This window comes from Microbulbifer regidiadema (SeqCode) (assembly GCF_052466995.1).
Genome location: NZ_CP174297.1, coordinates 3,395,626 through 3,409,783 on the forward strand (window position 1 = coordinate 3,395,626; position 14,158 = coordinate 3,409,783).

The 14,158-nt window shown below is 55.7% G+C and carries 14 protein-coding genes; 7 read left to right on the top strand and 7 right to left on the bottom strand.

Annotated elements, in window-relative coordinates; translation table 11 throughout:
* Window positions 1–177 precede the first annotated feature (177 nt).
* Entirely contained in the window at window positions 178–1,101 is a 924-nt protein-coding gene (locus ACJJIK_RS14885; RefSeq protein WP_444929059.1) for a LysR substrate-binding domain-containing protein, read from the top strand.
* Window positions 1,080–3,185 carry an ATP-dependent DNA helicase RecG gene (recG, locus tag ACJJIK_RS14890; RefSeq protein ID WP_444943192.1) on the top strand — a complete coding sequence of 702 codons (2,106 nt, stop codon included), beginning with the start codon at window positions 1,080–1,082 and terminating at the stop codon, window positions 3,183–3,185. The genes ACJJIK_RS14885 and recG overlap by 22 nt, the downstream gene beginning before the upstream one ends.
* 10 nt (window positions 3,186–3,195) lie before the next feature.
* Here the strand turns inward: recG and ACJJIK_RS14895 are convergent, their stop codons facing one another.
* Window positions 3,196–4,512 carry a dicarboxylate/amino acid:cation symporter gene (locus ACJJIK_RS14895; protein WP_444932359.1) on the bottom strand — a complete coding sequence of 439 codons (1,317 nt, stop codon included), beginning with the start codon at window positions 4,510–4,512 and terminating at the stop codon, window positions 3,196–3,198.
* A 146-nt stretch (window positions 4,513–4,658) separates the two neighbouring features.
* Here ACJJIK_RS14895 and ACJJIK_RS14900 point away from each other — a divergent pair, with 146 nt between their 5' ends.
* The 4 genes from ACJJIK_RS14900 (at window position 4,659) to phoR (ending at window position 8,413) form a co-directional block, all read left to right on the top strand.
* The gene (locus tag ACJJIK_RS14900) at window positions 4,659–5,264 is read left to right on the top strand and encodes a chorismate--pyruvate lyase family protein (protein ID WP_444929061.1); all 606 of its coding nucleotides are present in this window, start codon (window positions 4,659–4,661) and stop codon (window positions 5,262–5,264) included.
* On the top strand, window positions 5,261–6,142 hold the full coding sequence (gene ubiA, locus ACJJIK_RS14905; protein ID WP_444943193.1) for a 4-hydroxybenzoate octaprenyltransferase: 882 nt from the start codon (window positions 5,261–5,263) through the stop codon (window positions 6,140–6,142). Before ACJJIK_RS14900 ends, ubiA begins: the two co-directional genes overlap by 4 nt.
* A 109-nt stretch (window positions 6,143–6,251) precedes the next feature.
* Complete coding sequence (gene phoB, locus ACJJIK_RS14910; RefSeq protein ID WP_444929063.1) at window positions 6,252–6,956, top strand: phosphate regulon transcriptional regulator PhoB; 705 nt, start codon at window positions 6,252–6,254, stop codon at window positions 6,954–6,956.
* Window positions 6,957–7,093: 137 nt separating this feature from the next.
* Window positions 7,094–8,413 (top strand): phosphate regulon sensor histidine kinase PhoR, encoded by a 1,320-nt coding sequence (phoR, locus tag ACJJIK_RS14915; RefSeq protein ID WP_444943194.1) that lies wholly within the window; start codon window positions 7,094–7,096, stop codon window positions 8,411–8,413.
* 15 nt (window positions 8,414–8,428) lie between these two features.
* Here the strand turns inward: phoR and ACJJIK_RS14920 are convergent, their stop codons facing one another.
* The 4 genes from ACJJIK_RS14920 to ACJJIK_RS14935 form a co-directional block, all read right to left on the bottom strand.
* Window positions 8,429–8,788, bottom strand: coding sequence for a hypothetical protein (locus ACJJIK_RS14920; RefSeq protein WP_444943195.1), 360 nt, complete (start codon window positions 8,786–8,788; stop codon window positions 8,429–8,431).
* A 2-nt stretch (window positions 8,789–8,790) separates the two neighbouring features.
* A complete protein-coding gene (locus ACJJIK_RS14925) occupies window positions 8,791–9,402 on the bottom strand; it encodes a DUF938 domain-containing protein (protein ID WP_444943196.1) in 612 nt (203 codons plus the stop codon).
* Window positions 9,399–10,175: a peroxide stress protein YaaA gene (yaaA, locus tag ACJJIK_RS14930; RefSeq protein ID WP_444943197.1), complete on the bottom strand. Its 777-nt coding sequence runs from the start codon at window positions 10,173–10,175 to the stop codon at window positions 9,399–9,401. Before yaaA ends, ACJJIK_RS14925 begins: the two co-directional genes overlap by 4 nt.
* 81 nt (window positions 10,176–10,256) lie before the next feature.
* The gene (locus ACJJIK_RS14935) at window positions 10,257–10,736 is read right to left on the bottom strand and encodes a DUF4265 domain-containing protein (protein ID WP_444943198.1); all 480 of its coding nucleotides are present in this window, start codon (window positions 10,734–10,736) and stop codon (window positions 10,257–10,259) included.
* Window positions 10,737–10,808: 72 nt separating this feature from the next.
* Here ACJJIK_RS14935 and ACJJIK_RS14940 point away from each other — a divergent pair, with 72 nt between their 5' ends.
* Window positions 10,809–12,095 (top strand): M48 family metalloprotease, encoded by a 1,287-nt coding sequence (locus tag ACJJIK_RS14940; protein ID WP_444943199.1) that lies wholly within the window; start codon window positions 10,809–10,811, stop codon window positions 12,093–12,095.
* Window positions 12,096–12,150: 55 nt separating this feature from the next.
* On the opposite strand, the gene ACJJIK_RS14945 is transcribed toward ACJJIK_RS14940, so the two are convergent.
* Both ACJJIK_RS14945 and ACJJIK_RS14950 read right to left on the bottom strand, forming a co-directional pair.
* On the bottom strand, window positions 12,151–13,098 hold the full coding sequence (locus tag ACJJIK_RS14945; protein ID WP_444943200.1) for a putative porin: 948 nt from the start codon (window positions 13,096–13,098) through the stop codon (window positions 12,151–12,153).
* A 177-nt stretch (window positions 13,099–13,275) separates the two neighbouring features.
* Complete coding sequence (locus tag ACJJIK_RS14950) at window positions 13,276–14,079, bottom strand: putative porin (protein WP_444943201.1); 804 nt, start codon at window positions 14,077–14,079, stop codon at window positions 13,276–13,278.
* Window positions 14,080–14,158 lie beyond the last annotated feature (79 nt).

A 14,158-nucleotide genomic window follows, 5' to 3' on the forward strand; every position in this document is an offset into this window, starting at 1 on the left:
TTCGGTGTGCCCCTTACAGATATAGCAAAATTTTGCGCCTTAATCCCATATGAATCATCAAAATTAGTAATATTTCCCAATATTTGGCCTCAGATTACATATTGAGAGCGAGTATTGGCCAGCGGCAATTATTTATGAATAATAACTATTACTGATGGCCATCTAATTGCCTTTACCATGACCCTGAATGAATTGCGCTATATCGTCACTCTCGCCCAGGAACAGCATTTTGGCCGTGCCGCCGAGCGCTGCTACGTCAGCCAGCCGACGCTTTCCATTGCGGTAAAGAAGCTGGAGAAAGAACTGGGCGTCGCCCTATTTGAGCGCTCAAAAACCCGGGTGCAGGCAACGCCACTGGGTGAGAGAATTGTCGCCCAGGCCCAATTGGTGCTGGAGCAGTCAGCGGCTATCAAAGACATTGCCAGCGCCGGCAAAGACCAGCTGGCCAGCCCCCTATCCGTTGGCGCCATCTTTACTATTGGCCCCTACCTGTTCCCCCACTTTATTCCCCAGCTACAGCACCTGGCACCACAGATGCCGCTCTATGTTGAGGAGGGCTATACCGCCACACTGCGACAGCGGCTGCGCAAGGGCGAACTGGATGCCATCATTATTGCGCTGCCCTTTACCGAGCCCGACGTTGTCACCCAGCCTCTGTACGACGAGCCTTTTGTCGTGCTGATGCCCGCCGGGCACCCGCTTGCGCAACAGGAGGCGATCTCCCCGGATCAACTCACCGAAGACAATGTGCTTCTGCTGGGAGAGGGCCACTGCTTCCGCGATCAGGTACTGGAAGCCTGTCCGCACCTACAGTTGAGCATGGAAAAAGAAGCCGGCGGTGGCAGTATTCGCACAGCGGCCGATGGCAGCTCACTGGAGACTCTCCGCCATATGGTGGCTTCAGGATTGGGAATTACCGTATTGCCACTCTCGGCCGCCACCGCATCACAGTATGCCAGCGGCCTGCTGGAGACCCGCCCCTTCACCGCATCGGGGCCGCGCCGCACTGTTGCGCTGGCCTGGCGGGCGAGTTTCCCCCGGCACCGCGCAATCGACATACTGCGAGAGGCGATCAGCCAGTGTCATCTGACCGAGGGATAAACAACAATCTGGCCGAGCTGCCCATTACCACCCTCAAAGGCGTGGGGGATAAATTTGCCCAGGTATTGGCCAAGCTCCATATCAGCTCCCTGCAGGATCTGGTTTTCCACCTGCCCCTGCGCTACCAGGATCGCACCCGGGTAGTGCCCATTGCCGGCCTCAACGCCGGCATGGATGTGGTTATCGAGGGGGAGGTCAGCGCCGCAGATATTGTCTTCGGCCGCCGCCGCAGCCTGGTGGTGAGACTGCACGACGGCAGTGGCACCTTGACCCTGCGCTTTTTCCATTTTTCCGCCGCACAGAAAAACCGCTTTGCCCGGGGGACTCGAATACGCTGCTTTGGAGAGGCCCGTCGCGGCGCCAACGGCCTGGAGCTCTACCACCCGGAAACGGAAGTTGTCGGTCTCGACAACGCGGAGACCGCAGATACCCTCACGCCGGTTTACCCATTGACCGAGGGCGTGAGCCAGGCGCGTATGCGCGGATTGGTGGAGCAGGCACTGGCGCTACTCAAAAACGGCGCGGTTAGCGAGCTATTGCCGGCAGAGCTGTTACCTAAGGCACTGCGCTATCCGCTCAGGGATGCCCTGCTGTATTTGCACTCGCCCCCCGCCGGTACCCAGTTAGATCAACTGGCGGCAGGCGTTCACCCCGCCCAGCAGCGCCTGGCGCTGGAAGAGCTGCTGGCCCACCACCTCAGCCTGCTGGAGTTGAGGCGCAATAGTGCCAGGGTAGCGGCCCCACCCCTGCCCGTTAACCCATCTTTAGAGCGGGACTTTTTGTCGCGCCTGCCTTTTTCTCTCACCGGTGCACAGCAGCGGGTGTGCGAGGAAATCGCCGAGGACCTAGCGCAGCAGGCACCGATGATGCGCCTGCTGCAGGGAGATGTCGGCGCCGGCAAGACCCTGGTCGCCGCTATGGCGGCCCTGAAGGGCATTGGTGCCGGCGCCCAAGTAGCAGTCATGGCACCCACTGAGATTCTGGCAGAGCAGCACCGCATCAATTTTTGCAACTGGCTCGATCCCCTCGGCATTGGCGTCGCGCAACTGACCGGCAGCCTCAAAGCCGCCGAGCGGCGTAAACAGCTGGGCAAGATTGCCAGTGGCGAGGCCCAGTTAGTGGTGGGGACCCACGCACTCTTCCAGGAGGAAGTGGCTTTCCACAATCTGGTGTTGGTGATTATCGACGAACAACACCGCTTTGGTGTGCAGCAGCGCCTGGAGCTACGCGAGAAAGGGGCCGCCAGCGGGGCGACCGGCAGACTGCAACCGCACCAGCTAATCATGACCGCCACACCGATTCCCCGCACCCTGGCGATGTCCGCCTTCGCCGACCTCGATTGTTCGATCATCGATGAGCTGCCGCCGGGGCGCCAGCCTATCAATACCGTCGCCATTGCCAATGATCGGCGCGACCAGGTTATGGAGCGGGTGCAAAGCGCCATCGCCGAGGGCCGCCAGGCCTACTGGGTTTGCACCCTGATCGAGGAGTCGGAAAGCCTGCAGGCCCAGGCCGCAGAATCTACCGCCGAAGAGCTCGCCGAAATGCTCGAAGGCGTTCGCGTAGCCCTGGTGCACGGTCGCTTAAAGCCCGAGCAAAAAGAGCAGGTCATGAGCGCCTTCAAAGCTGGCGAAGTGGATTTGCTGGTGGCAACCACGGTGATTGAGGTGGGCGTAGACGTGCCCAATGCCAGCCTGATGATTATCGAAAACCCCGAACGCCTGGGCCTGGCCCAGTTGCACCAGTTGCGCGGCCGGGTGGGACGCGGCTCTATCGCCAGTCACTGCGTGCTGCTGTACGGCACACCGCTGTCGCACAATGGCCGCGCCCGCTTGCAGGCGCTGCGCCAGCACAGTGACGGTTTTGCGATTGCGGAGGAGGATCTGCGCCTGCGGGGTCCCGGTGAAATCCTCGGCACCCGCCAGACTGGTGAGATACAGCACCGGATCGCCGATCTGCAGAGAGATGCTGAACTGCTGCCACAAGTGCAAAAAATTGCCATCTCCCCGCAACTGACGGAGGGAATGCGACAGCAGTTGATCAAACGCTGGTTACAGAACAAGCCCCGCTTCGCCGAGGCCTGAGGAGGGCGCTCTAGTGGGCGCCCAGCGTATTGTTGTCGTTGATACTGACACTCTTGTAATTGGCGTCGTAGTAAGTCTCCTCGTCCAGGGCACCTTCACTCCTCGCCACCACACTACTTACAACCGCATCACCGGTGATATTGACCGCTGTACGCACCATATCCAACAGGCGATCGACACCGATCACAATGGCGATACCCTCGAGCGGCAGACCCACCTGCTGCAATACCATGCCCAGCATAATCAGGCCGACACCGGGCACGCCGGCAGTACCGATAGAAGCCAGGGTCGCAGTCAGAATTACCGTCAGGAAGCCGGTCAGGCCGATCTCAATACCGAAGAACTGGGCGATAAAGACCGTCGCCACCCCCTGCATAATCGCGGTGCCATCCATATTGATAGTGGCGCCTAAGGGAATGGTAAATGCGGCAATTTTGTTATCCACACCAAGACGCTTTTCCACCGTTGCCAGGGTGACGGGAATAGTGGCTGCGGAAGAGGCCGTACTGAAGGCAAAAATCATGGTTGGACGCATTTTCTTCAGCAATTCCAACGGATTCAGGCCGCTTAAAAGTTTGAGCAAGGCCGAATAAACAACTAGTGCGTGCACTAACAAGGCCGCCAGGACTACAAAGAAATACTTAGCCAGCTGTCTTAGTCCATCGACCCCGAGACCGGCGAAAGTCTTCGCGAGCAGGGCAAAAACCCCATAGGGAGCGAATACCATCAACACCCCAACCATACGCAATACAACGGTATTGAGATCATTAAAGAAGGCGGCAACACGCTGGCCCGGCTCCCCGCAGCGGGAAATCGCATAGCCCATCAACAGGGCAAATACGATAATTTGCAGCATATTTCCCTCAGCCATAGCGGCCACAGGGTTAGTGGGGAATATATTGATCAGCACCTCGGAAAGCGGTGGAGATTCCTTCCGTACAAAATTCGAAGCGGCCTCAGCGGCGGCTGCACTCACACCAACACCGGGCTGGAAGATCAATGCCATACACAGTGCCAAGGTAATGGCGATGGCCGTCGTCACCATATAAAGAAGGACAGTTTTACCCGCCAGCGGTCCAATTCGGCTGCCTTCCGACAGGGCGCAGGCACCGCTGATCAGCGATACCAACACTAAAGGGACCACCATCAACTTCAGTGATGCGATAAAGATACGGCCGATTACGTCGAACAGGCCTTCGGTTAGGTAGAGATTAATAGCGTTGTTTACACCGGCACCAAACAGCTGGCTCATATTCAAAAAATTGAATATGCACCCCACGACAATGCCCGCAATCATCCCTAATAAGATTTTGGTCGTAAGCCCCATAACAAGCTTCTCTGTATGAATAGTTGTTTTCTTTGCCGTGAACACTATATCCATTGCTGCGCCGTGGAGCAAAAATCCAACAGGGAGAGACCTGCCGCCACCGGCCGGGATACAATAGCGCCTTTATTCGGACTGCGGAGTTAGCGTTGCACCAATCACCATTTGTGCCCTCTGGCGATTGGCAGAGTTTGCCTCTAGAGACCCAGCAGCAACCCCCCGATACCCTGCTGCCCTGGCTGACCTATTCCGACTCGCTCACCGCCGCTCTCAAGCAGCAGAGCGGTGGGGACTTTTATGTGCGCGTGCTCTACCAGGGCTGGCAACCGCCCCGCCCTGAAGAGGGCCGCGCACTGGGGCTGCACCCGGGCAGCCGGGCCCTGATTCGCGAGGTGCTGCTCTACGGCTGCGGACAACCCTGGGTGTACGCGCGCAGTGTTTTGCCCGAGCGCAGTCTACAGGGGAAATCTCGCAACCTGCGCAGCCTGGATAGCCGCCCACTGGGAGAGCTGCTGTTTAGCGAGCCGGGCATTCGCAGGGGGGAGATCACGCTCAACCTGCTGCAAAAATCCGCCAACTGCCCCGATCGCGAACTCGGGGACAGGGGCTCTGAAGTCTGGGGACGTCGCTCGATTTTCTGGCTGCGGGATAAACCCCTGTTAGTGGCGGAAGCTTTTCTCCCCCACTTTAAGCCGACTGCGGCCCCCGCGCCGCAACAGGCGGCCAAATCCACGACTACTGAGGATTCACTGTGATCAGCCAACAGATCGCCCAACGCTGGCCCAGCGCACTGCCCTACTGGCAACTGGCGCGGATGGACAAACCCATAGGTTCACTGCTGCTGCTGTGGCCCACCTGGTGCGCGCTGTGGCTGGCCGCTGAAGGGTGGCCGGGATTTCACTTATTTATCGTATTTACACTCGGCGTGATCCTGATGCGGGCGGCTGGCTGTGCCGTCAATGACTTCGCCGACCGCAAAATCGATACCCACGTAAAGCGCACTGCCGAGCGCCCCCTGGCCACCGGCGCCCTGGCACCAAAGTCAGCGCTGGTACTTTTCGCCGGGCTCAGTCTCAGCGCCTTTCTGCTGGTACTGACTACCAACACACTCACGGTTCTCCTGTCATTTTTGGCCCTGGCCCTGGCATTCGGCTACCCCTTCGCAAAGCGCCACACACACCTGCCCCAGATGGTGTTAGGCGCCGCGTTCAGCATGGGGATTCCCATGGCTTTCGCCGCAGTGAGCAGAGAAGTCCCCGCCGAGGCCTGGTTGCTCTACACCGCCAACCTGATCTGGACCCTGTGCTACGACACCTTCTACGGCATGGTGGACCGGGACGACGATCTGCGCATCGGGGTTAAATCCACCGCTATTTTGTTTGGGGAGATGGACAGAGTCATCACTGGCGCCCTGCAAGTTATGGTTTTAATCGCCCTGCTGCTAATGGGAGCCAGGTTCTCCCTGGGAGCTTTTTACTACCTGGCGCTATTGCCCATTAGCGGTTTGTTTATTTATCAGCAGTGGCTGATTCGGGAGAGGGCACGCGAGGGCTGTTTTCAGGCTTTTATCAACAATAATTGGGTAGGATTTGCGCTTTTTGCCGGCATATCGCTGCATTTTCTGCTGAATTAATCTCCGGGTGGGCGCTCGCGGCAAAGCGTCATATATTTGTCATAAAAATCCCGTTTAATCCCCGGAATAACCAGGGAAACCCTGACAACAGAGCGGGTATGGCAGGCAAATGCATAGTAAAACGATCCTGATTGTCGATGACGAGGCCCCAGTGCGCGATATGCTGCGAGTCGCACTGGAGATGGCCGATTATCGCTGCCTTGAGGCGGAGAATGCCCAAGAGGCTCACGCCCTGATCATCGACGAGAGGCCAGACTTGGTACTACTCGACTGGATGCTGCCGGATGTTTCCGGGGTAGAGCTGGCACGGCGCCTCAAGCGCGATGAACTCACGGCGTCCCTGCCTATCATCATGCTCACCGCCAAGGGTGAAGAAGATAATAAAATCAAAGGCTTAGAGACCGGAGCCGACGATTACATCACCAAGCCCTTCTCCCCCCGGGAGCTGGTGGCGCGCTTAAAGGCGGTACTGCGCCGCGCGGGCCCGGCAACTCCCGAGGAACCCCTCAGCGCCGGTGCACTGATACTGGACCCACTGAGTCACCGGGTCACTATCAAGGGGCAGCCGGTGGATATGGGGCCGACGGAATTCCGCCTGCTCACCTTCTTTCTCTCACACCAGGAGCGCGCCTACACGCGCACCCAGCTCCTCGATCACGTCTGGGGTGGAAATGTCTATGTAGAGGAGCGCACTGTGGATGTTCATATCCGCCGCCTGCGCAAGGCCCTGGCCATTGACAGCCACGACCGCTATATCCAGACGGTGCGCGGCACCGGCTATCGGTTTTCTGTGCAAACCGCAGAAAAAGTGTGACAATCCTCCCTGGATCGCTACTGATCCCTGCAGAATCAAACCTCCGCACTTAACCGGTGCGGGCCTGGTTCCACGAGGTATTTGCGGGCGGAAGAGGCTGACCCCTGCCGCCATCTATCAGGCAACACGGCAATTCTATGTTGGATCGCAGTATTGGCGAGTTCTCGCGTTTCGTAATTATAGCTCTGGGGTGCACGATTCTCGGCGTCACCTCCGGCAGCTGGTCTCTCGCCCTGATCGCGGGACTGGCCAGCTACCTAGTCTCAGTGCTGTGGCAACAGCAGCGCTTCAACCGCTGGCTGGCCAACGGCCGGCGCGGCCCAGCCCCCACCACCTTTGGTATTTGGGGCGAAATCTACGACGATTTTTACCGTATGCAGCGGCGCCACCGCCGTGAAAAGCAAAAGCTACACGCGATGCTGCGCCGGGTTCAAGACAGCACCAGCGCCCTGCGCGAGGGCATTGTGGCCCTGGAGGACGGCGACAACCTGGCCTGGTGGAACCCCGCTGCGGGGGAGCTGCTCGGCTTGCAGGCCAGCGACTCCGGCCAGTCCCTGGTCAATTTTGTCCGCGATCCCGGCTTTGTCAGCTATATGCACAGCGACAACAACGGGGAGCCCCTCACCCTGCCCGCCCCCGGCAATGAGGCGCGCATATTACAGCTGGAAGTCACCCGCTACGGTAAAGATGAAGCCTTGGTTATTGTTCGGGATATCACCCGACTGCACAATCTCGAACAGATGCGCCAGGATTTTGTTGCCAATGTTTCCCATGAGCTGCGCACTCCCCTCACGGTGATTGCCGGCTACCTGGAAACGCTGCAAAGCAGCGATATGGCGCCCCCTCCCTGGCGAAAACCCCTGGCGCAAATGGAAGAGCAAGCCGCGCGTATGGGCACGCTGGTCAACGACCTGCTGCTGCTGGCCCGCCTGGAGACCTCAGAGCGCAAGGGCGGCGATATGGCCGTAGCCGTGCCGGAACTGATTGAACGGGTGGCTCAGGAGGCGCGCAGCTTTAGCGGCGGCCGGCATCATATTGAAGTCCGGTGCGACGGGGACGACTACCTCAATGGAGACCCCGGCGAGTTACACAGCGCTTTCGCCAACCTGGTTTTAAATGCGGTGAAATACACTCCCGCAGAGGGCGAGATCCAATTGCGCTGGTGGCGGGATGAGCGGGGCGGGCACTTTTCCGTGGAGGACAACGGTATCGGTATCGACCCGATCCATATCCCCCGCCTGACCGAGCGCTTCTATCGAGTCGATCCCGGCCGCTCACGGGACAGCGGCGGTACCGGTCTCGGGCTCGCTATCGTCAAGCATGTGCTGCTGCGGCACAACGGCGAGATGAGTGTAGAGAGCACCCCCGGACAGGGCAGCCTCTTCACCCTTCACTTCCCGGCGGCAAAGCTGGCGCAAAAGCCGCAACCCAAGTTGAGCATAGAAGCCGCGATTTAAACGCGGCTTTCACTATTACCCCAGTTCCTGCAATTCGACCTCTTTGCCGTCCTTGATATAACTGGCGGTGCCCTCTTTACCCAGGGCGTTGCTCTCCCGACGCAGAACCAAATGGTGCAGCTGTAAATCACCATCGCGCAACAGCAGGTGCTCATTGCCCTCGTCGTCGGTAGGCAGGGACTGATCGCCGATCAGGGCATCTCGCAGCGCGCGCAGCTTGGGCATATCGCGATAGCGATTCAGGTCATTCGACAAGCGGACTTTCATGCGCTCACTCTCGTGTAGCGCCGCCGCAGTCTCACGATACTTGGCAAAAAAGAATACCGCTCCAACGGCAAAGGCCAAGATCACCGTTATTTCCAACCACTCGGGCATAGTTACTCCTGATTATCGCTTTTGCGCCAGACCATTAACTGGTTATTGGCCGGCAGGTAATTTAATTCTGTTCGACTGAACCCCGCGCGCTGCGCCAGCCGATCGAGCCACTCCAGATCGCGAATTCCCCTATTCGGGTCTCGCGCCTTTAACTGGAGATCAAAATCCGCATTGCTGGGGCCGATAAACTCGCCGGCAATTTTTACCGGGCCATATACGATCAATAGCCCCCCCGGCTGCAAAATATCGGCGCTGTGCACAAAGAACTGCGGCACCAATGCGGCAGACATAATATGCAGGGTGTTCGCGGTGAAAATAGCATCCGCGCAAATCTCGGGCCAAGTATCGCCAACCTCGAGCACCAGCGGCTGTGGCAGATTGCTACTGGGGCGCTCCGCCAGCCAGGACTTTACCGCCGCCAGCTGTTGTGGCCGCTCCGAGGTTTGCCACTGCAGATGGGGCAGCTGCGGGGCAAAATATACGGCGTGCTGGCCAGTGCCACTGCCCACCTCGAGCACTTTGCGGCTGCACGCCAGCAGGCGGGTCAAATGCTGGAGAATCGGCTCGCGATTGCGCCCACAGGAGGGCGCATCGGGCAATTCGCTACAACTCACTGCGGCTCATCCCGGGTGAACACCCAATCCCACTCAGTGGACATAGCCGGGTTATAGACATAACCGGCCACATCGAATCCCTTCAGCTCTTCCGCCTTCTTTACCCTCTGATCAATAGCCCAGCGGCTCATCATGCCTCTGGCTTTCTTGGCGAAGAAGCTGATCATCTTATACTGGCCATTTTTCAGGTCTTTAAAGTGCGGAGTGATGACCTGGGCATTGAGCTGCTTGGCTTTGACCGATTTGAAATATTCATTGGATGCCAGATTGACCAACTCGCGGCTCTTCACAGCCTGCAACTGCGCATTGAGCGCTTGGGTAATCTTATCCCCCCAGAATTCGTAGAGATTCTTACCCTTGGCATTTTCAAATTTAGTGCCCATCTCCAGGCGATAGGGCTGCATCAAATCCAGTGGGCGCAGCAAACCGTAGAGGCCGGAGAGCATGCGCAAGTGTTTCTGCGCATAGGCAAAGTCCCGCTTCCCCATAGTCTCCGCCGCCAACCCGGTATAGACATCACCTTTAAAGGCGAGCAGCGCCGGGCGGGCATTGCTATCGGTAAACGGGCGCTTCCACCCGTGGAAACGATCGTAGTTCAAGACTCCCAGCTTGTCTGAAATCTTCATCAGGCTGGAAACCTGCTGCGGGCTCAGTTCGCGCAGCTCTTTGATCAGGGCTGCTGACTCTTGCAAAAAGTCCGGCTGGGTGGTTTCCAGTGAGGGAATATCACTGTCATAGTCCAGGGTTTTCGCCGGTGAAATAACTATTAACATCGGGTGCCTTTCTCACTTCGCTATCGCCTCAACCACACAGTACCAAGCTATTGTGGCTGACCCAAGTTTATCGCCAGGCGCTTACTCCGGCTTTAGAACGTCCTGCCACCAATTGAGCGGTGTCTGTCCATCCTTGGGATCGTAGACATTGCCGTAATACCAGACGCTATTGGCCCCATCGCAGACACTGTTGAGGATTTCCTCAATCTTATCGAAGCCGCAGCTGACATGAATGCTGTAGACCAGTACCCGCGCCGCTTCGAGATCCAGCTCACCCCCGAGTTTTTCCAGGCGCGGGGTCAATCTATCGGACAGCTCGGTGCTGTCGCCGCGACAAAAAATACGCACCGCCAAATTGCCCGAGCGCTTTACCAGCTCAAACTGCTGGGTGTCTTTGTCGACCTTGATGTAATCGCCGCTGGCAATACCCTTAATAAAGACCGGGGATCGCACCAGCTGGCAGCTATCATCCTCGCTCACACGAACCTGCAACCGCTCCACCACCGGCTCACCATCGGGATTGTTGCCCGCAAATAACTCAATGACCTGAAGTGCCGTCATAAACCTCAATTCCCGTACTGTGTACAATGAGTAACCATTCTAATGACCCAACATTATACAGGGAGGAAGGCAATGATCTCGCGTACCCAAGCGCTTGCGGCCTGTGTTGCATTTTTGACGACGTCCATTCTGGGAGGATGCGCTGTCAATCCAGTTACCGGTAAAAAACAGATATCGCTGATATCTGCGCAGCAGGAAGTACAGCTGGGGCAGCAGCACTACGCAGCCAATCAACAGCAGCAGGGCGGCCAATACACTATTGATCCCGCCCTGCAAAACTACGTCAGCCAAGTTGGGCAAAAGCTGGCGCGGGTCTCCGATCGCCCCCAGCTACCTTACGAGTTTGTAGTTCTGAATAACTCGGTACCCAATGCCTGGGCTCTGCCCGGTGGCAAAATTGCCATCAATCGCGGCCTGCTGGTTCTACTCGACGATGAGGCCGAACTCGCCGCCGTGCTGAGTCACGAGATCGTACACGCCGCTGCGCGCCACTCCGCGACGGCCATGTCACAACAGCAATTACTCGGCGCCGGCCTGGCAATTGTCGGCGCCGCCACACAAAACTCCGGTTACGCTGACTTGATTGCCAGCGGGACTCAACTGGGGGGCGCGGCCTATATTGCCCGCTACAGTCGCGACAACGAGTTAGAGTCAGACCAGTATGGTATGAAGTATATGGCCGCTGCTGGATACGACCCCCAGGGGGCTGTGCGCTTGCAGAGAAAGTTTGTTGAACTATCGAAGGGGCAGCAAAGCAGCGGGCTGGAAGCGCTCTTCGCCAGCCACCCGCCCTCCCAATCCCGGGTCAGTGCCAATATCAAGCACAGTCAGTCTCTGCCCAAAGGCGGGATCAGCAACCGGGCGGCCTACCAAAAAGCCATAGCGCAATTAAAGCGCGATACCGACGCCTACCAAAACTACGATGATGCGGTTGCCGCCGCCAATAATAAAAAATTCGACGCTGCACTTACACTGGTGAGAAAAGCGCAGAAACAACAAGCCAAGGAAGCGGCTTTTTTTGCCTTGGAGGGGGATTTACTCAGTCAGCAGAAACACTACAAAAATGCCCGCCAGGCATACGATCGTGCCATTCAAAAAAATCCAAATTTATTCTCCTACTGGCTAAAACGGGGAATGACCCAAATAAAATTAAAAAACTACAGCTCTGCGAAAGGCGACTTAAGCAGATCGCTGCGCTATCTGGACAGTGCCTATGCGCACTTCTATTTGGGCGAGGTTTACGAGAAACAGGGGGATCGACAAAATGCCTACAAGCACTATCAAACTGCCGCTGAGGCGGGAGGTGAAATTGGCACTATGGCGCAAACTCGGATAAAGGCTATCGTTAATAAAGGGTAAAATACCTGAGCTACAACTAAAAAGGGCTATCTGAGATAGCCCTTTTAAAACTGGTTTACAGCTGAACGGTTATACCAAGTTCAAATTTCTCGACCTCAAGCTCCATCAAGGGAGCCAGATAACTCATCACAGAATCACTTTCAAGGTCTGGCATCATATCCAGAGTAGAGGTCGATCCGGCGCGATAGGTGTCGCTACCAAAGCTGCGGATATTAATATTATCATCTGCCGCCATAGTGCTATAAGCCGCCTCTAAGGCAATATTACGACTAAAGAAGTGAGAGAAAGCCAACTTGATATCGTCCCGCTCGTCCAGCTTTATACCGAGCGAAGTACTTTGAGTGAAAAAGTAGTCTGAACCGATCTGCCAGTAATCGTTACCGCCCTCATAATCTGCATAGGAAAGTTCAGCGGTCAAATACCGCCCCCCTCCCAGACTAGTAAAATACTTGGAGGAGAAAACAGCCGTATCGAAATCATTGTCGCTGACAAAGTCAAAACCGAGATAATCGGCACCGCTCAACGGATGGTTGTAGCGAAGCTCAGCGTAAGTCTTTTCATCAGACTCAAACTCAGTATGCGAGAGCTCTAGCAAGAAGTTCGGGGTAAACAAATAGCCAAGAGACACGGCATCGATATTGCGCTCATTAACTTCCGTCAAACTTATACCGAGAGTAAGGCCATTTTGGGCAAAGTACTCTCCAGCCACAGCGTAGCTATCGGCGTTATTGTCTTCTATTTCATTGTGGAAAAAGGCAGCCGACACATTGCTAACTTTATTAATATAGGCAAACTCTTTTAAGGGGCCCAAAGTCTCCTTGCCGGAAAAGTAATAAGTGGTCTCAGCCAGCCATTGGTTGCCTTCACGATCGAGCTCAGCGCCCAAAAGTTCAATATCGTAATCCAAACTGGAATAGCCTACTGTAGTTATTGAGTGGTACTCCTCGGCATTAGCAGATGCAGCGAGAAGTATCAGGGGAAGAGCAGCAAGCTTAAATCTCATTTTTAAAGTCCAGGAAAATAAACCGGGTATTATCAAGAACTATCAGGCAATGACAAGGGTAGGAGGGGAACTGGTACGGTGGCGCAAAGTAGAAAAAGGACTAGGAATAGTTGCCAGGGTGTTATCGCTACACCCTGGCAAAGAAAGGGCTATTTGATATAGCCCCTTTATAACAACTTACAACTGAACAGTTAAGCCAAGCTGGAAGATATCGTAGTCCATATCATTATCAGTATTGGACACGTAAGCGGCTTTAGCAGCAACATTGGTGTTGAAGAAGTGAGTCATACCCAGTTCATACTGCTCTACTTCATCGAAGCTAAAACCAACAGAGGTACGCTTGGTAAAGAAGTACTCAGTTCCCAGTTTCCAGTAATCATCACCTTCATCATAGTTGACATAAGCCAGCTCTGCGGTCAGGTACTGTTCGCCACCCAGGTGAGTGAAGTACTTGGAGGACAGGGAGCGCGTATCGAACTCTTCGTCCACATTAAAAGTGAAACCAAGATAATCCGTTGCATTCAGCTGATGGTTATAGTTAGCCTCCAGGGAGAACTCATTATCGCTGTCATTATCAACGTGGTCCAGAGTCACCAGGAAGTTAGGAGTGAACAGATAGCCTATAGACAGGGTATCAAGGTTCTCACCGCCAAGATCGTATACAGCTGCACCCAAAACAATTCCGTTGGAGGCAAAATATTCACCGCCTACGCCAACAAACTCGTCATCATATCCTTCTACATCGATGTAGGATAATCCGGCAAATACATTGCTGACCTTATTGATATATTCAAACTCTTTCAACGGACCAAGGGTTTCCTTGGCACCGAAATAATAAGTAGTATCAAGATCAAGTATATCGCTTTCAATGTCACCAGACTCAGCGTTAGTGTAGGTAGCATTAGTGAAAGAGTTGTATTCCTCGGCACCGGCAGTTGCGGCAACAAGCATCAGGGGAAGAGCAGCAAGCTTGAATCTCATTTGATAAATCCTTCGTTAACGTGGCGATCCAAATTGGGCTGCGGATTGTAGCAAAAGTTTTTTGCTGTGCAACGACAGC

Coding starts and splice junctions, on each gene's coding strand:
- ACJJIK_RS14885 (WP_444929059.1), top strand. CDS start 178: ATGACCCTGAATGAATTGCGCTATATCGTCACTCTCGCCCAGGAACAG.
- ACJJIK_RS14895 (WP_444932359.1), bottom strand. CDS start 4,512: ATGGGGCTTACGACCAAAATCTTATTAGGGATGATTGCGGGCATTGTC.
- phoB (WP_444929063.1), top strand. CDS start 6,252: ATGCATAGTAAAACGATCCTGATTGTCGATGACGAGGCCCCAGTGCGC.
- phoR (WP_444943194.1), top strand. CDS start 7,094: ATGTTGGATCGCAGTATTGGCGAGTTCTCGCGTTTCGTAATTATAGCT.
- ACJJIK_RS14920 (WP_444943195.1), bottom strand. CDS start 8,788: ATGCCCGAGTGGTTGGAAATAACGGTGATCTTGGCCTTTGCCGTTGGA.
- yaaA (WP_444943197.1), bottom strand. CDS start 10,175: ATGTTAATAGTTATTTCACCGGCGAAAACCCTGGACTATGACAGTGAT.
- ACJJIK_RS14935 (WP_444943198.1), bottom strand. CDS start 10,736: ATGACGGCACTTCAGGTCATTGAGTTATTTGCGGGCAACAATCCCGAT.
- ACJJIK_RS14940 (WP_444943199.1), top strand. CDS start 10,809: ATGATCTCGCGTACCCAAGCGCTTGCGGCCTGTGTTGCATTTTTGACG.
- ACJJIK_RS14945 (WP_444943200.1), bottom strand. CDS start 13,098: ATGAGATTTAAGCTTGCTGCTCTTCCCCTGATACTTCTCGCTGCATCT.
- ACJJIK_RS14950 (WP_444943201.1), bottom strand. CDS start 14,079: ATGAGATTCAAGCTTGCTGCTCTTCCCCTGATGCTTGTTGCCGCAACT.